This is a genomic window from Jatrophihabitans telluris (assembly GCF_023516435.1).
In the GTDB taxonomy this organism is placed as follows: domain Bacteria; phylum Actinomycetota; class Actinomycetes; order Mycobacteriales; family Jatrophihabitantaceae; genus Jatrophihabitans_A; species Jatrophihabitans_A telluris.
On the sequence record NZ_CP097332.1, the window covers coordinates 1249467 to 1265958 of the forward strand.

The 16492-nt window shown below is 66.9% G+C and carries 12 protein-coding genes; 4 read left to right on the forward strand and 8 right to left on the reverse strand.

The annotated features are described in order from the left end of the window. Positions 1 to 228: 228 nt before the first annotated feature. The 4 genes from M6D93_RS05955 to M6D93_RS05970 all read right to left on the reverse strand — a co-directional run bounded on the left by M6D93_RS05955 (position 229) and on the right by M6D93_RS05970 (position 8120). Positions 229 to 1455, reverse strand: a complete 1227-nt coding sequence (locus tag M6D93_RS05955) for a type II secretion system F family protein (protein WP_249773446.1) — start codon at positions 1453 to 1455, stop codon at positions 229 to 231. 1 nt (position 1456) lies between these two features. Further along, a complete protein-coding gene (locus M6D93_RS05960) occupies positions 1457 to 2668 on the reverse strand; it encodes a type IV pilus twitching motility protein PilT (RefSeq protein WP_249773447.1) in 1212 nt (403 codons plus the stop codon). Further along, the gene (locus M6D93_RS05965; RefSeq protein WP_249773448.1) at positions 2665 to 4455 is read right to left on the reverse strand and encodes a GspE/PulE family protein; all 1791 of its coding nucleotides are present in this window, start codon (positions 4453 to 4455) and stop codon (positions 2665 to 2667) included. Before M6D93_RS05965 ends, M6D93_RS05960 begins: the two co-directional genes overlap by 4 nt. 203 nt (positions 4456 to 4658) lie before the next feature. Then, on the reverse strand, positions 4659 to 8120 hold the full coding sequence (locus M6D93_RS05970; RefSeq protein WP_249774175.1) for an error-prone DNA polymerase: 3462 nt from the start codon (positions 8118 to 8120) through the stop codon (positions 4659 to 4661). A 135-nt stretch (positions 8121 to 8255) separates the two neighbouring features. On the opposite strand from M6D93_RS05970, the gene M6D93_RS05975 reads away from it, so the two are divergent. Genes M6D93_RS05975 through M6D93_RS05985 form a run of 3 tightly spaced genes read left to right on the forward strand, consistent with a single transcriptional unit; the run spans position 8256 to position 10908 of the window. Further along, the gene (locus M6D93_RS05975) at positions 8256 to 9590 is read left to right on the forward strand and encodes an MFS transporter (RefSeq protein WP_249773449.1); all 1335 of its coding nucleotides are present in this window, start codon (positions 8256 to 8258) and stop codon (positions 9588 to 9590) included. A 31-nt stretch (positions 9591 to 9621) separates the two neighbouring features. After that, on the forward strand, positions 9622 to 10281 hold the full coding sequence (locus tag M6D93_RS05980) for a TetR/AcrR family transcriptional regulator (RefSeq protein ID WP_249773450.1): 660 nt from the start codon (positions 9622 to 9624) through the stop codon (positions 10279 to 10281). A gap of 27 nt (positions 10282 to 10308) precedes the next feature. Continuing rightward, the gene (locus tag M6D93_RS05985) at positions 10309 to 10908 is read left to right on the forward strand and encodes a hemerythrin domain-containing protein (protein ID WP_249773451.1); all 600 of its coding nucleotides are present in this window, start codon (positions 10309 to 10311) and stop codon (positions 10906 to 10908) included. A 29-nt stretch (positions 10909 to 10937) separates the two neighbouring features. On the opposite strand, the gene M6D93_RS05990 is transcribed toward M6D93_RS05985, so the two are convergent. Together M6D93_RS05990 and M6D93_RS05995 are read right to left on the reverse strand one after the other, a co-directional pair. Continuing rightward, positions 10938 to 11660 carry a M50 family metallopeptidase gene (locus M6D93_RS05990; protein WP_249773452.1) on the reverse strand — a complete coding sequence of 241 codons (723 nt, stop codon included), beginning with the start codon at positions 11658 to 11660 and terminating at the stop codon, positions 10938 to 10940. Positions 11661 to 11955: 295 nt separating this feature from the next. Next, a complete protein-coding gene (locus tag M6D93_RS05995) occupies positions 11956 to 13593 on the reverse strand; it encodes an amidohydrolase (RefSeq protein ID WP_249773453.1) in 1638 nt (545 codons plus the stop codon). Between the two features lie 147 nt (positions 13594 to 13740). Between M6D93_RS05995 and M6D93_RS06000 the strand changes: the two genes are divergently transcribed. Continuing rightward, the gene (locus M6D93_RS06000; RefSeq protein ID WP_249773454.1) at positions 13741 to 14688 is read left to right on the forward strand and encodes a DUF4349 domain-containing protein; all 948 of its coding nucleotides are present in this window, start codon (positions 13741 to 13743) and stop codon (positions 14686 to 14688) included. Here the strand turns inward: M6D93_RS06000 and M6D93_RS06005 are convergent. After that, the gene (locus tag M6D93_RS06005; protein WP_249773455.1) at positions 14639 to 16087 is read right to left on the reverse strand and encodes a HAMP domain-containing sensor histidine kinase; all 1449 of its coding nucleotides are present in this window, start codon (positions 16085 to 16087) and stop codon (positions 14639 to 14641) included. The two genes, M6D93_RS06000 and M6D93_RS06005, sit on opposite strands and share 50 nt — an antisense overlap. Further along, entirely contained in the window at positions 16084 to 16482 is a 399-nt protein-coding gene (locus M6D93_RS06010) for a response regulator transcription factor (protein ID WP_249773456.1), read from the reverse strand. Before M6D93_RS06010 ends, M6D93_RS06005 begins: the two co-directional genes overlap by 4 nt. Between the last annotated feature and the right edge of the window lie 10 nt (positions 16483 to 16492).

The following is a 16492-nucleotide window of genomic DNA, read 5'->3' on the forward strand; positions in this document are numbered from 1 at the left end:
CTCGATCGGGTTGTGGCATCGGCTAGGGCTCGCCGAACTGCCGGTTGGTAGTTCAACTGTGAAATCGGCGTAATCGTCGAGTGGTTTAGCAAATCGAGGGCGAAAGTCGGCCAACTTCGTTGCGGTTCGATAACAGATTTGCTTAACCACACGAACTATTCGGGGCGCACAGAGCACGGCCGTTGCCACCCGCTCGGGTGACAACGGCCGGGCCGAGCCGGTGCGGTTTCAGCTGCCGATGTGTCCGTAGATCGAGAACATCGGCATGTACAGGCACACGACCATGGTGCCGATGACCGCGCCGAGCAGGACGACAAGGAGCGGCTCCATTGCCGACGTGAGCGACTCGGTGGCCGTCTCGACCTCGTGGTCGTAGAAGTCGGCGACCTTGTCCAGCATCTCGGTGATGTTTCCGGTCTCCTCACCGACCTCGAGCATCTGAACCACCATGTCGGGAAAGAGCGGGTGCCGCGCCAGCGGGCCGGACATCTGCATGCCCACGCGCACGGAGTTACGAACGTCCTCCATCGCCTCGCTGATGACCGAGTTGCCGGCCGTGCCCCCGACGATGTCAAGGGCCTGGATTACCGGCACGCCGACCGACAGCAATGTTCCGAGGTTGCGGGCCCAGCGGCTGATGGCCAGCTTGGTGAACAGCGAGCCGAAAACCGGCAGCCGCAGTTTCAGCCTGTCCATGCGCAGCCGGAAGGCGTAGTTGTCGCGAACCGCGCGACGGTACAAGCGCAATCCGATCGTCGTTCCCGCGAGCAACAACGGCCCGGCCCAGTACATGTTGTGGGACAGATCGACCATGATCTGGGTCGGCAGCGGTAGCTTGCCGCCGAGGCCTTTGAACATCTTCTCGAACACCGGGACGATGAAGATGATGACGCCCGTGCCGAGCAGCAGCGAGAAGATCAACACGATGACCGGGTAGGTCATCGCGCCCTTGATCTTGGAGCGCAGGTTTGCATCCGACTCGTACATGTTCGCGATGCGCGTCAGCGCGTCATCCAGAAAGCCGCCGGTCTCGCCGGCCCGGATCATGTTGACCATCAGGGGTGGGAAGTGGTCGGGGTGCGCGGCCATCGCCTTGGAGAGGGTGATGCCGCCCTGCACGTCGTTCTTGACGTGCGTGATCGCGTCCTTCAGCTTGGGCTTGGTGGTCTGCTCTTCGAGGATGTTCAGCGCGCGCAGCAGGGTCAGGCCCGACGAGGTCATCGAGGCGAACTGACGCGAGAACACCGCCAGGTCCTTCAGGGACGTCCGTCCGCCGAAGCCCGGTAGCTTCAGATCCTTGTTCAAGCCCGAACCGGCACCCTCTACGGAAAGAGGAATCAGCTTCTGCGCGGTCAGTGACTGCGCGGCGGCTTCAGCCGTTTCCGATTCGATCTTGCCCTTGAGCATGGTGCCGGAACGGTCCATGGCCTCGTAGCTGAAAGTCTTGGTCGGCATGTCAGATCCTGGCCAGTCGCTTGAATTCGTTCGGGTCGTGGGCGAGTTCGAGCGCGGTGCTCTTGGCGATGAGCTGCTCGGCATAGCGCTGGGCCAGGTGCTGGTCGAAGCTGATCATGCCCTGGTCGGAGGAGGACTGCAGGAACGAGGGAATCTGATGGGCCTTACCCTCGCGGATCAGGTTCCGGATCGCCGCCGAGGCCACCATGATCTCGCAGACGATCGTGCGGCCGGTTCCGTCCTTGCGGGGCACCAGCGCCTGGGTGACCACGCCCTGCAGGCAGTTGGCCAACTGGGCGCGGATTTGCTGTTGTTGATGCGGCGGGTAGATGTCGATCAGCCGGTCGACCGTTTGCGCAGCCGACTGGGTGTGCAGCGTGGCCAGCACGAGGTGACCGGTCTCGGCGGCGGTCACCGCGACCGAGGTCGTCTCCAGATCACGCAGCTCGCCGACCAGGATGATGTCCGGGTCCTGGCGCAGCACGTGCTTGAGGGCGACCGCGAAATCCTCGGTGTCGGCGCCCACCTCGCGCTGGTTGACCACACACCGGCCGTGGGTGTGCAGGTACTCGATCGGGTCCTCGATCGTCATGATGTGCCCGGCACGGGTTCTGTTCGCCACGTCCAGCAGACTGGCCAACGTCGTCGACTTGCCGGAGCCGGTCGGGCCGGTCACGAGTACGAGGCCTCGCGGCAGATGCGCGAAGTTCTCGATGGAGTCGGGCAGTCCGAGGTCGGCCAGGTTGCGGATGTGGTGAGGGATCGTGCGGAACGCTGCGCCGACGGCACCGCGCTGGCGATAGACGTTCACTCGGAAGCGGCTGACGGACGGGATGGCGTAGGAGGTGTCGAGCTCCTGGACGTTGAGGAACTTCTGCCACTGCTCCGGCGTGAGGATCGAGGAGATCAGGTTCTCGGTGTCCTCCGGATTCAACCGCTTGTGGCCCTCCAACGGCGCGAGGGAGCCGTGCACTCGAATTGCCGGGGCGATGCCGGCGGTCATGTGCAGGTCGGACCCGCCCATGGTCACCAGCGTCCTGAGCAGCAATTCCATGTGCTCTTTGGCGCCTTCGGCCGGCATCGGTTCGACGCTGGACAACGCGCTGACGCCGAAGACATCCTCCGGCTTCGGAGTGGAGGCCGGAGTCGGGAGCGCGGTAACCACGCTCGGCCGCGCTGTCTGGTTCGGCAGGCTGGACGGTTGGCTGCTCATACTGTCACCCGAATGATCTCTTCGAGGGTCGTCAAGCCCTCGGCCGCTTTGAGGAGTCCGTCTTCGCGCAGGGCGACCATCCCACCTTCGACGGCGACCTTCTTGATCTCACTGGCCGAGGCGTGCTTGACGGCCATCCGCTCGATCTCCTCGGTCACCGGCATGACCTCGTTGACCGCAAGGCGGCCGCGGTAGCCGGTCTGCGCGCACGAGCGGCAGCCGACCGCCTTCCAGAGCTTCTCCGGTGCTTCTCCGGAGGTTGGCCAGCCAGCGCCCATCAGCTCGGATTCCGTTGGTGCATAAGGCTCTTTGCACCATTCACAGAGTCGGCGGGACAGCCGCTGAGCCAGGACCGCATCCAGGGACGATCCGACCAGGAAGGGTTCGATACCCATCTCGATCAGGCGCGGCATCGCGCTTGGCGCGTCGTTGGTGTGCAGGGTCGACAGCACGAGGTGGCCGGTGAGGGCGGCTTCGACGGCCAGTTGCGCGGTGGCGCGATCGCGGATCTCACCGATCAGAACGATGTCGGGGTCCGATCGCAGGATGGCCGGCAGCACAGCGGCGAAGGTCAGACCCGCCTTGAAGTTGACCTGAACCTGGTTGATGCCTTCCATGCGGTACTCGACCGGGTCTTCGACGGTGATGACGTTGACCTCCGGCCGGGCGATCTCACCGAGCGTGGCGTAGAGGGTGGTCGACTTGCCTGAACCGGTCGGGCCGGTCACGAGAACCATTCCGTGCGGCTTGCTGAAACTGCGGGAGAACCGCTCGTAGTTGTAGTCGGTGAAGCCCAGCTTGCGCAGGTTCAGGTCGATGCCGCCGGTGTCGAGTACCCGCAGAACCACCTTCTCGCCCCACACGGTCGGCAGGGTTGCCGAACGGAGGTCGATACTGCGCTCGCCCAGCGACTTGGTGATGCGCCCGTTCTGCGGCACCCGACGCTCGGTGATGTCAAGGCCGGACATGATCTTGAGCCGCGAGATCAGCGCGGACTGGATGCCCCGGGGCACCGTGTCGATCGAATGCAGGACACCGTCGATACGCAGGCGAACCTTGAGATCGAACTCGCCGGGCTCCAGATGGATGTCGGACGCCCGGCTGGTGATGGCGCGCTCCAGCAGGCCGTTGACGTAGCGGACCACCGGCGCGTCCTCGTCGGCGGTGGCCATCTCCGACATCTCGGAGCTGTCCTCCGCCTCAGCCTGGGCGGCGGCTTCGTCGAGATCGGTGCTGGCGCGGGTGTAGCGCGCCATCAGGCGGGTCAGGTCGTCCTTGGTGGCGACGACGGCTTTGACGCTCATACCCGTAGCGGCGCGTATGTCATCGAGGCCGAGGATGTCGCTCGGGTTTTCCAGCGCGACGGTGACGGTGGTGTCGTCGATGGCGATCGGCAACATGTTGTGCCGGCGGGCCAGGCTCAGGGGCACCTTGGCCATGGCGCCGGGGTCGATGGGGTAGCTGCCGAGTTCGACCGCTTCCAGTCCCCAGGCCTCGGCGACGGCCATGGCGAGTTCGATGTCGGTGACGACCTGATCGTCCAACAGCACGCTGCGGACGTCGCGGCCGCTCTTGGTCGCGTTTTCCACCACTGCGGAGAGGGTTTCCTCGTCGAGGCCTCGCACGCGCAGGGCGGCAATGATGGTGCGTGACGCCGGATCCACCAGACTGCCTCCTATCTCCTTCGCGCGGCCATCGGTCGTCGGGTCGGCCGTGGTCACAGCAGTTGTGGAGTAGGCAGCCTGGTGCCGTGCGGTGTAGGCCCCTACGGCAGTCGTATCGACCATTGTGAGCTCCGCCTGAGCGATTGGTTCGGGATGAGGTGGCGGTACGAGGTGCTCTGGATCGGTGCGGGGGTTCGATGCGGGTCGCCGCAGGAAAGGCCGCACAAGCTTGTGACTATGAGTAGTAAAAATATCACGCAGAGTAGCTATGTGAACTCAGTGTAAATAACGATCGAGTAACGGCGGGAGGAGACGAGTGGCCGGGATCAGCGGAAGTCGCGCGAACGGGTTCGCAGTCCGAGGTCGAGCTTGTCGATGCGCTCGGCCGAGACGTTTACTACACCGTCCACCCGTTCCAGCATTCCCCGGATGATCAGACCCCCGGACTCGCGTGCGATGCGCCGGTGCCGTTGCCACACGACCGGATCGCAGATGACGTTGAGCATTCCGAACTCGTCCTCGAGATTGATGAAGGTGACCCCGCGGGCCGTCGCCGGACGCTGGCGGTGGGTGACGATGCCGGCGACCGTGAGACGCGTTCGATCGGGCAGATGGCGGAGTCGGTCGGTCGCGACAACCCCCAACGCGGTGAGCCGGTCGCGGATCAGGGCGGTGGGATAGCGGTCTCGGGTGATGCCGGTGGCCCAGAGGTCGGCCATCAGCTGTTCGGGCTCGGTCATGCTCGGGAGCGGGGGCACCTGTTGCTCCGAGGCCAGGTGCAGGTCCAGTTGCCCGGGGCGGAAGTCGGCCGCCGCCCCTGCCGCCCACAGAGCCTGGCGTCGTTCGGTGCCGAAGCACTCGAAAGCCCCGGCGGTGGCCAGCGCCTCCAACTGCTCGGCGTTCAAGCCGATCCGCCGGGACAGATCGGCCATGCTGAGGAAGACCCCACCGGCCTGCCGGTCGGCCACGATCCGGTTAGCGAGGTCGTCGCCGATCCCGCGCACGCTCGACAGTCCCAGACGGATGCGGGGCTGGTCCGGGCCTGGACCCCGGTAGCTGCTCTGGTGCCGGTCCTCGGCGCTGATCCTTTCCAGGCCGGCCCCGGCGGCCGAGTCGTTGATGCTCGGTCCCGCCACCACCACCCCGTGTCGTTTGGCGTCGTGCACCAGGGACTGCGGAGAGTAGAAGCCCATCGGCTGAGCGTTGAGCAGCCCGGCACAGAACGCGGCCGGGTGGTAGAGCTTCATCCAGGACGAGGCATAGACCAGGTAGGCGAAGCTGATCGAATGGCTTTCGGCGAAGCCGAACGCGGCGAAGGCCTCGATCTTCTTGAACACGTCGTCGGCCATCGCGCCGACGATCCCGTTGGCTTGCATGCCGTCGTAGAGCCGGTTGCGCAGCCCCTCCATCTTCTCCGCGCTGCGCTTGGAACCCATCGCGCGCCGCACCTGGTCGGCCTCGGCCGCAGAACAACCCGCGGCGTCGATGGCCAACTGCATGAGCTGTTCCTGGAACAACGGGATGCCGAGGGTCTTCTCCAGGGCCGGTTGCAGTTTCGGATGCGGGTAGGTGACCTCCTCCAGGCCGTTTTTCCTTCTGATGTAGGGGTGAACCGAATCGCCCTGGATCGGACCGGGACGGATCAGGGCGATCTCGATGACCAGGTCGTAGAACTTGCGCGGTTTGAGCCGGGGCAGCGTTGCCATCTGGGCCCGGGACTCGATCTGGAACACCCCGACGGTGTCGGCCTCGCACAACATGTCGTAGACGAGCGGATCCTCTTTCGGGACCTGGTGCAACCCGTAACGCGTCCCGAAGAACTCGGCCACGAAGTCGAAGGTGTACTTCAGCGCCGACAGCATGCCCAGGCCCAGCAGGTCGAATTTGACCAGGCCGGTGGCCGCGCAGTCGTCTTTGTCCCACTGCAGCACGGTCCGGTCGGCCATCCGTCCCCATTCGACCGGGCACACCTCGACCACCGGACGGTCGCAGATGACCATGCCGCCGGAATGAATCCCCAGGTGCCGTGGGGCATTCTGCAATTGCTCGGCCAGCCGCAGGACCTCCGGCGGCACCGCGTCGACGTCCTGGGATTGAGCCAGGGTCTCGGCCGTCTCCGACCAGTAGTAGCCGTGATCTATCTGCTTGCTCCAGGCGTCCTGCTGTCCCTGGGCGTAGCCGAAGGCACGGGCGATGTCGCGCACCGCCGAACGGGGCCGGTAGGTGATCACGTTCGCCACCTGGGCGGCGTGCTGCCGTCCGTGCATCTCATAGACGTGCTGGATGACCTCCTCCCGCCGGTCGGACTCGATGTCGATGTCGATGTCCGGTGGCCCGTCGCGCTCCGGCGCCAGGAACCGTTCGAAGAGCAGGCCGTATTCGACCGAGTCCACCGCGGTGATCCCGATGGCGTAACAGACAGCCGAGTTGGCGGCGCTGCCGCGGCCCTGGCACAGGATGCCCTGCTCGGCACAGAACGTCGTCAGTTCCCAGACCACCAGGAAATAACCGGGGAAACCCAACTGGTCGATGATCGTCAACTCGTGTTCGATCTGTTGGTAGGCGCGGGCGAAACGTGGATCATCGCGCGGACCGTATCGTTCGGCTGCTCCGCGATAGGCGAGTTCGCGCAGGTAACTCATCTCGTCGTAACCCTCGGGCACCGGAAACGGCGGCAGGTTCGGCGCGATCAGCTTGAGTGGGAAGGACAGCTCCTTGCCCAGCCGGGCCGCCGCGGACACCGCAGTGGGGTAGCGACCGAATCGCTCGGCCATCTCAGCCCCGGAGCGCAGATGCTGACTCGCCCAGCTGGGCAGCCAGCCGTCCAGGGCGTCCATGCTGGTCCGGGCCCGGACCGCGGCCACCGCGGTCGCCAACTGCCGGTTGCGTGGCGTGGCGTAGTGGGCCGCCGTACTGGCGATGAGGTCCAGCCGCTGCTCGTCGGCCAGCTGCGCCAGCGCGGCATACCGCTCATCGGCCAGCGGCTCGAGGGCATGGGTGAGTTCGACGACGACGTTGTCGCGCCCGAACCGGTCGGTGAGCGCGGCGAGCGCGGCGCGAGCCGGGTCGAAGCCGAAGGTGCCGAATCCCCCGCTGTGCAGGGCCTGTTGTACCGATCCCTTCCGGCAGCCGGTGAGGATCAGCCAGTTGTCGTCGGCCAGGTCGGCCAGTTCGTCGATGTCATAGACCGGACGTCCCTTCGCGCCGCCCCGCAACTGGGCCTGGCTGATCGCTCGACACAGGCTGGCGTAACCGGCCGGATTGCGGGCCAGTACGAGCAGGTGGCTTCCCGGCGGGTCCTCGATGCCGACCCGGGCCGCGATGGATCGCTCGGTCTGGGTGGAGGGCATGGGGACGTCGAGGTTCAGCTCGGCCCCGAAGACGGTCCCCAACCCGAAAGCATCGGCGGCCTCGGCGAACCGGGCCACGCCGTACATGCCGTCGTGGTCGGTGATCGCCAGCGCTTCCAGCCCGAGCGAGACCGCCTCTTCCACCAGTTCCTCCGGGTCGGAAGAGCCGTCGAGAAAGGAGAAGGAGGAATGGCTGTGCAGTTCGGCGTAGGCGGTGCGGCCTGCGGTCAGGCGAGTGACGTCGGGTGCTTCGTAGGCCGGACGCTTGCGGCTCCATGCGGGGGAGTCGCCCCCGTCACCGGGTAGTTCTCGACCGTGGCCCCGGCGGCGGTGCGGGAGGTCGTCCTCCTCGTCGGGCTCGGGTGAGTCGTGCTCGGGGCGCCCGGACAGACGACGCTCCAGTTCGCGCCACGGAATGATCGGATTGTCGAACCCCATCCCTGCAGTATCGAACACGCGTTCTATTAAGGCAAGTCCGGGTCCGCGTCTTGACATGAGTAGACAGGTCTGTCTACTGTGGCTGCGACAGACAGACCTGTCTACCTAACCGTTCGCTCGGAAAGAAGCCATGCCGTGAGTTCTGCTCTCATCGACGCAACGCCCGTGCCCGTCGGTACCGATCGCCTCGGCTCCACACCGTTCACCCGGCGAAAGCGGCTGCCCACGACGGCGGCCCTGCTCCTGCTCGCCTCGATCGTGGTGTCCTTCCTTGCGGCCTCCAGCGCGCCTACTCCGCTGTATGCCTTTTACCAGGCGGAGTGGGGATTCAGCCCGATCACCACCACCGTCGTCTTCGGTGTTTATGCGGTCGCCGTGCTCGTGGCGCTCCTGACGATCGGGAAGCTGTCCGATCATCTGGGCCGGCGGCCAGTGCTGCTCGTCTCGATCGCGGTCCAGGCGTTGTCGATGATCGTGTTCGCCACCGCCGACTCGGTGACGGCTCTGCTGATTGCCCGCGTCGTCCAAGGCTTGTCAACCGGCGCTGCGGTCGGCGCGGTCGGAGCGGGCATGCTCGACCTCGACCGGGAGCGCGGAACGCTGGCCAACGCCGTCGCCCCTGGCACCGGAACTGCGACCGGAGCACTGGTGTCGGCGCTGGTGGTGCAGTACCTGCCGTCCCCCGCGCACCTGATCTACCTGATCCTGCTCGGTGTCTTCGCGTTGCAGGCCGTCGGTGTGCTGCTGCTGCCGGAGACGGTGACCCCGAAGGCCGGAGCATTGGCCAGCCTCGTCCCCGAGATCCTCATACCGCCCGCGGTCCGGGGCGCGGTGTCGACCGCCGCGCCGGTGCTGTTCGCCGTCTGGGCGCTGGCCGGCTTCTACGGTTCGCTCGGGCCCGCCTTGGTGCGCCGTCTGTCCGGTTCGTCCTCAGCGGTCTATGGCGGGCTGAGCCTGTTCGTCCTCGCGGGGGTGGCGGCACTGTCCGTCCTGTTGCTACGCCGGACCGGTGCGCAGGCCGTGATGGGCCTGGGCATTCTCGCGCTGATCGTCGGAGTCGGACTCACCGTCATCGCGATCAGTGTGTCCTCGACCGCTCTGTTCTTCCTGGGCACGGGCGTCGCCGGAGTCGGATTCGGCAGCGGCTTCCAGGGTGGCATCCGGACGGTCCTGCCGCGAACGGCTCCGCACGAGCGCTCCGGTGTGCTTTCGGTCCTCTACCTGGTTTCCTACCTGGGCCTAGGGGTCCCGGCCGTGCTGGGTGGCTATCTCGTGGTCAACGCCGGCGGCTTGCTCGACACCGCTCGTGAGTACGGTCTCGCGGTGATCGTGCTGGCGCTGCTGGCTGCTGTGGGTCTGGCTCGCGGTCGGCTACGTCGGGCGCCCGGCGCGGTAGATGGTGACTCGGGTGACTCGGTTTACTCGGGTGACTCCGGTGATGCTGGTGATGCGCGATCGAGCGCGGCGTAGCCTAGACAGAGCTGTCTGGAAGGTGATTGAGATGGTGCAGACGAAGGGCCCGACGCGGACGCCCGGCGAGGTAAGGCTTTCGGCGCGGGAGCGGTTGCTCAACGCCGCGGGGGAGTTGTTCTACGCCGAGGGAGTCCAGACCGTCGGGATCGATCGCGTGATCGAGCAGGCCGGCGTGGCCAAGGCCTCCCTGTACAACACCTTCGGAAGCAAGGAAGAACTCGTGCACGCCTACCTTCAGGCACGGCACGAACGCATCAGCGGACGGATCAACCGGGTCCTGGACAGGTACCCATCGCCGCGCGAGAAGCTCCTCGCGATCTTCGAGGCGCAGGGCGAGATCTTCGGCGATCCGGACTATCACGGGTGTGCCTTCGTCAGTGCCAGCGCCGAAGCCCGGCCTGGAAGCAGCGTGGTCGAAGCCGTCGACGACTACCGTGCCTGGGTCCGTGGGCTGTTCACCGACCTGGCTACCCAGCTCGGGGTGAGCGAACCGGCCACGCTCGCCCAGCAGCTGCAGATGCTCTACGACGGTGGCGGCCTGTCGGCTCGGATGGACCGTGACCCGCAAGCGTGGCAGGCCTCACGGGCTGCCGCTGCCGCGCTGCTGGACACGGCGCTACTGGACAGGCCGCCGGACACGGCGCTGCTGGACACGGCGCTGCTGGACACGGCGACCGCCGAGCGTTGATCGGGGCGGTCCGCGCATAATGCGCTCATGACCGAGCCCGAGGGCAGCGAGCCCGCGCAGGACCTTTCCGATCAGGACATCTTCGCCGTGCTCGACAGCGATCATCGGGCGCTGCTCGAGCTCGCCGACCGGGCTGCGACCACGGGGGGCGCCGACGAGCTCGCCGTGCATTGCGAGCAGCTGGTCATGCTCGCGGTCAGACATTTCGTAGCCGAGGAGCAGTATCTGTTCCCGCTAATGCGGCAGCACCTGCCCGACGGCGACCGGTCGGTGCACCGGCTCAGCGACGCGCACCGGCACCTGGAGTCGGAACTGCGGCGGTTGGAGGACGTGGAGCGATCCCCCCAGGCGGTTGGCCCGATCCTGGCCGACGTCCGGGCCCGGTTGGTCGATCACGTCGAGAGCCTGTCGCAGGCCTTCGCCTCGCTGCGCGGCGAGATCGATCCCGCCGAAGCTCAGCGCTTGGGTGATGACGTCCTCGGCGTCGAACAGCTGGCGCCTACCCGTCCTCGGCTCGACCACTCGGACTCGCCCGCGCTGAACAAGCTCGTCTCGCTGGTCGAGGGATACGTCGACCGGATCCGCGACGCCTATACCCACCGTGGCGTCGAGCGCGACGAACGCTGACGGCGGGCCGGTTGGCTGCGTCGAGCGGGCTACCGGTACGGCGCGCTCACCCACCACGTCCCGAGTGCGAGCGAACCCACGGTGGCCAGCAAAAATACGCCGACCCAGAGCAAGCCGGGCAAACCGGTGAGCCGGGCGAGTTCGTCGGCATCTGATCGTGGCGCGCGACGGCGACGGCGCTGGGCTTGCAATTCCAGGACGGGGCGTGGGGCCCCGAGCAGTAGGAAGGCCGCGATCAGGTAGGCGAATGCTGACTGTCCACGCTCGGGCACCCACCATGAGACGCCGAAGACCACGAGGCCGGTGCCCAGGACGGTGAGCAGCCCGAACCAGTTGCGAATCTGCAACAGCAGCAACGCCAGTAGCGCGAGGACAACCCAGAGCAACGCGACCGCGTGCCGTCCGAGCAGCAGCGCGGAAGCCAGCAAGCCGAACAAGGTCGGACCGAGGTAGCCCGCCGCGTACATGGCCACCACGCCGGGCCCGCGCGGGCGTCCTCGGGAAATCGTGAGTCCGGAGGTGTCCGAATGAAGCCGGATGCCGCTGAGTCGCCGTCCTACCAGCAGGGCCAGGACACCGTGCGCGCCCTCGTGGGCGATGGTGACCAGATGGCGGCTGTAGCGCCAGGCCGGCGAGTACACGAGGACGGCTGCGAGCACGGCAGCTACGGCGGCCACGGTCGAATCAGGAGCGGCCTGGCTGGCGTAGACCCGGTGCCAGACTTGCGTGACGGCTTCCATCTCGGCCAGCATGCCAGCCCAGTCTGTGGTCGGGCCAGCTTCTCTCGCGAATGGGCAGTTCCAGCGCGAATGGGCAGTTACAGATATCCATCGCGCGTCGACCCGTCCGCGAATGGGCAGTTCCAGCGCGAATGGGCAGTTACAGGTGCCCATTCGCGCGCGAACTGCCCATTCGCGCTGCTGGGACAGAACATCCCCAGCAACAAGGGCAACGTCAACGGAACATCCCCAGCAACAAGGGCAACGTCAACGGAACATCCCCAGCAACAAGGGCAACGTCAACGGAGGGCTGGAGCAAGCAGAAACCTCAGGTGCTGGCGTAGACCACTTCACCGTCGAGGTATGTGGTCACCACCCGCGCGTCGGCGATCTCCTCCGTCGGCGCCGCGAACGGATCGCGGTCGAGGACGACGAGGTCGGCCTGCTTGCCGACCTCGATGGTTCCGGTGCGGTCCTCGGCATGGTTGAGGTAGGCGCTGCCCGAGGTGTACGCGCGCCACATCTGCGCCAGGGTCAACCGCTGCTCGGGATGGAAGTCCGGCTTCAGGCTGCCGCGATGGTTGCGGTTCACCGCGGTATGGATTGCCGCGATCGGGTTGGCGTCGCTGACCGGCCAATCGCTCCCCGCGCCGATGCGGGTGCCTGCATCCACCAGCGAGCGGAACGGGTACTGCATCGCGTCCCGCTCCGGGCCGAGGAAGGGGATGACCAGCTCATCGACCTGATCGTCGTGGGCGGCCCACAGCGCCTGCAGATTCGCGGCGGCACCCACCTCGGCGAACCGGGCGATGTCATCGGGGTGGACCACTTGCAGGTGGGCCAGGTGGTGCCGGTTCGTGCCGTCGGTGCCCGATTCGCGCAGTGCCTGTAGGGCATCGAGCGCCGAACGCACCGCTCCGTCGCCGAGCGCGTGGAAATGCACCTGGAAACCGAGCCGGTCCAGTTCGCGCAGATAGCCCGCCAACGCGGCCGGATCGACGAAGTCCACCCCGGTCGGGTGCTCGTGCCCGCATCGGTGCAGATAGGGCTCGATCATCGAGGCGGTGAAGTTCTCGGCCACACCATCGAGCATCATCTTTACCGTGGTGGCCTGAAAACGCCCCGCCGACAAGGACGAACGCCGTTCGACCAGATCCGCGATCTGCTCGGCTCCGCGGCGACGATCCCACCACAAGGCGCCGACCACCTTGGCGCGCAAGGCCCCGGTCTCCACCGCCCGCTGGTACGGCCCCGCGGTGTCGGGCTGACCCAGGTACTCGCCGATGATGGCGTCCTGCCAAGCTGTGACGCCCAACGCAAACAGGGCCTCCTGCGCGACCAGCAATGCCCGCAGCGCGGTGTCGTCGCTGACCGGCGGCAGCATCCGGGCCACCAGCGAGGCAGCACCTTCGTGCAGGGTGCCGCTGGGGAAACCGTCCGGTTCGCGTTCGATCACCCCGTCGTCCGGGTCGGGCGTGGTGGCGTCGATGCCCGCCCGGCGCAGCGCTTCGGTGTTTACCCACGCCCCGTGTGCGTCGCGATTGATCAGGTACACCGGGCGATCGGGAACCACGGCGTCGAGGGCTTGCCGGGTCGGGGTACCTCCGGGGAACACCGGCATCGCCCAGCCTCCACCGGTGATCCACTCCAGCTCCGGATGGTCCCGGGAGTAGCGCTCGACGATGTCGAGGTAACCGGACTCGGTCGCCGCGTCGTCCCCGCCCAGGTGACAGGTGATCAGCTGCAGACCCCCGAAGACGGGATGAATGTGCGCGTCGGTGAACGAGGCGCTGATCAGTCCCGTCCCCGCGTCGCGGTGCTCGACGCCAGCCGCCTGGCCACGCTTGAGGGCCTCAGCGCCGGTCGCCGCGATAACGCCGTCGCAGACGAACACGGCTCCTGGGCCGGGAGCGTCGGTCAATCCGGTGAAGATGCGCTGGCCGGTCAGCAGCAGATCGGAAACCATGGCGCTGAGATTAGAGCGTGCCCATCCGGTCTGTTGTTCCGGAGCAAACCTCTAAGATCACGACTTGATCTCCCCGCGCACCGCGACGCAACTATCGCCGCCACGCGTCGCATCTGACCGGGCATGAGCGCATCTCGGCTGTTGCCCATGCTTAGCGTCGTGATCGTGGCCGCCTTGGCGGGCTGTTCCGGTACGCACGGCAAAACGAGCTCGTCCGCGGCCATCGGCGGGGGTTCGTCTGCCGGGAGCTACGGGATGCCCGCTGCGGCGGGTGCCCCGATGGCGGCAGCGTCCAACGGACAGAACGATGTGGCTCGCGGGACACAGTCCTCAACCGGAAAGCTCGCCACGACACCGACCGAGCCGTTGCAGCAGCGCGACATGGTCTACACCGCGACCCTGGCCGTCCAAGTCGGTGACGTCGACGCCGCGGCGAACAAGGTGAGCGCGCTCGCCATCTCACTCGGCGGCCGCGTCGACGGGGACGACCGCAGCAGCACCAAGGCCGAGACGCCGATCGCGACACTGGTTCTGCGGCTGCCGCCGGACAAGCTCGACCGGGCGCTCGCGGGCAGTGTCGGGCTCGGCAAGGAACTCGGCCGCACGCTCAAGGGTGAGGACGTCACCTCCGCCCACGCCGATGTCTCCGCCCGCGTCTCCGCGTTGCGCACCAGTGTGCAGCGACTGCATACCTTCCTGGCTCACTCGGGATCGATCTCGGACCTGGTGAGTCTGGAAAGCCAGCTCACCAAAAGGGAAAGTGAGCTGGAGTCGACCGTGGCCCAGCAACGGGCGCTGGCCGATTCGATCGCTCTGGCCAGCCTTACGGTGACCCTCAGCAAGAAGGCGAGCGTGCCCGCCGCGGTGGTCAAGCGAAGTCACGACCCGTCCGGCTTCGGTAGGGCCGTCGGAGCCGGGTGGCACGCCCTCGTCCTGAGCTGGCGCTACCTGGCCGCGGGCCTGGGCTACGCCGGGCCGTTCCTGCTGTTGACGCTCGCGCTCGGCTTGCCCGCCCTGTGGCTGCGCCGACGGCTGAGCGGATCGGTTAATCCGGTGAGTCCGGTGAACCCGGAGGATTCGGCAGCCACACCGTGAAGATGGTGCCGACGCCCTCCTTGGACTCGGCCTCGATCGCCCCACCGTGCCGCCGCACGATCTCGTCCACGATGCTCAGCCCCAGCCCTGTACCGGGAAGGGCCGCGGCGGCCGCGTTGGAGGCTCGGAAGAAGCGGGAGAACAGCCGGTCGAACTCGGCCTCGGGGATCCCGATCCCGGTGTCACGCACCTGCACGAACACTCCTGTGCCCTCCGGGTCCGGCCCGCAGGACACGGTCACTTCCGAACCCGGCGGGCTGAACTTGATCGCGTTGGACAGCAGGTTGGTGAAGACCTGTTCCAGCTGATGGATGTCGGCGTCGACCGGCAGCGGGTGACGGTCGGCCTCCACGGCGTGCACCGTGACCACGCCGGCGGAGGCGAGCGGCAACAGCGCGGTGCGGACGGTCTGCAGCGCCGCGACCACATCGACCCGCCCCAGCTCAAGCCGTAGCCGCCCGGCGTCGATCCGCGACTGGGTGAGCAGGTCCTCGATGAGGTTGCGCAGCCTGGTGGCGTTTCGGTCGATGACATCGAGCATCTGTTGCGCCGCGGCGGGCAACGGTCCGCCATCGCCGTCGCGCAGCAGTTCGAGGTAGCCGGTGATGGACGTGAGCGGGGTGCGCAATTCATGCGACACGGTCGAGACGAAGTCGCTCTTGGCCTGATCCAGTTCCCGCAGCAGTTGCACGGCTTGTTCCTGCTGGTCGATGATGTGCGCCTGCACCAGGCTGTGGGCGAGGTCGGCGGCCAGGTGTTGTGCCACCCCCAGTTCGGCCGGCGTCCAGTGCCGCGGGTGATCGACCATCGAGATCCAGAGCAGCCCGAAGACTCCGACGCTGTCGCCGATCGGTACCACGACCGACGCGCTGGCGCCGAGCCTGCCGGCGAGGTCGAACGCGCTGGTGCCGGCCTCGGACGAGTCGTGGCCGCGATGGTCCTCGACCGCGAGCACTCGTGCGTTTTCCCAGAGTCGGACGGCCAGGTCCCGGTGGGCGTCGATGAGGGCGTCCACCGATGCGGGCAGGGGCGTCAGGCGTTCGGTATGCCACTGCGCGGTCAGGTCCGGCACCCGCTCGTCGAAGGTGTGCAGCCAGCATCGATCGACCTCGTAGGCGTGGCCGATTCCGCGGACGAGCTGATCGGCCATCTGCGACACGTTCGCGGTTCGGCGGATGGTGGCCGAGATCAGCCTGGTGCGCTGGCGAAACTGTTCGGCGTCGCGTTCGGCGGCGACCGCCGCCCGTGCCGAGACCGCCATGGTGTTGACCGCTCGGGTGATCGACTGCGCCGCGGGCGGACCGTCGGCCGCGTCCAGCGCGACATCGATGTCACCGTCGGCCAGCCGGGTGATGGCCTCGGCGAGCCGGTCCAGGGAGTGATTCGTGCGGCGGTTCATTCGGTCGGGACCCGCGTCGCACGCCGGACCCGCTCCAGAAGTTCGCGGGGGCTGAACGGCTTGATGACGTAGTCGGTGGCACCCAGGGCCAGCCCCTCGGCCACGTCGAACTCCTGGCTGCGCGCGGACAGCAGGATGACGGGAAGGCTTGCGGTCTCTGCATCGAGGCGCAGTTCGGCGAGTAGTTCCAGGCCGGACAGGCCCGGCATCATCACGTCGAGCAGCGCGACGCTGATGTCGTGAGTGAGGATGGCCTCGCGGGCCGAGATACCGTCGGCCACGGCCAGTACGGCGTAGCCGGCCGATTCAAGCTTCAGGGTGATGAGCCTGCGGATGTCGTGGTCGTCCTCGGCCAACAGCACGGTCGCGCTGTTCGTCGTCGGCGAGCCACTCATGACAGGCACC

Bases quoted from the DNA above. Each gene is read 5' to 3' on its own strand.
- M6D93_RS05970 (WP_249774175.1), bottom strand. From the start codon at position 8,120: ATGGGGTTCGACAATCCGATCATTCCGTGGCGCGAACTGGAGCGTCGT.
- M6D93_RS06010 (WP_249773456.1), bottom strand. From the start codon at position 16,482: ATGAGTGGCTCGCCGACGACGAACAGCGCGACCGTGCTGTTGGCCGAG.
- M6D93_RS05995 (WP_249773453.1), bottom strand. From the start codon at position 13,593: ATGGTTTCCGATCTGCTGCTGACCGGCCAGCGCATCTTCACCGGATTG.
- M6D93_RS06005 (WP_249773455.1), bottom strand. From the start codon at position 16,087: ATGAACCGCCGCACGAATCACTCCCTGGACCGGCTCGCCGAGGCCATC.
- M6D93_RS05965 (WP_249773448.1), bottom strand. From the start codon at position 4,455: ATGGTCGATACGACTGCCGTAGGGGCCTACACCGCACGGCACCAGGCT.
- M6D93_RS05985 (WP_249773451.1), top strand. From the start codon at position 10,309: ATGACCGAGCCCGAGGGCAGCGAGCCCGCGCAGGACCTTTCCGATCAG.
- M6D93_RS05980 (WP_249773450.1), top strand. From the start codon at position 9,622: ATGGTGCAGACGAAGGGCCCGACGCGGACGCCCGGCGAGGTAAGGCTT.
- M6D93_RS05990 (WP_249773452.1), bottom strand. From the start codon at position 11,660: ATGCTGGCCGAGATGGAAGCCGTCACGCAAGTCTGGCACCGGGTCTAC.
- M6D93_RS05960 (WP_249773447.1), bottom strand. From the start codon at position 2,668: ATGAGCAGCCAACCGTCCAGCCTGCCGAACCAGACAGCGCGGCCGAGC.
- M6D93_RS06000 (WP_249773454.1), top strand. From the start codon at position 13,741: ATGCTTAGCGTCGTGATCGTGGCCGCCTTGGCGGGCTGTTCCGGTACG.
- M6D93_RS05955 (WP_249773446.1), bottom strand. From the start codon at position 1,455: ATGCCGACCAAGACTTTCAGCTACGAGGCCATGGACCGTTCCGGCACC.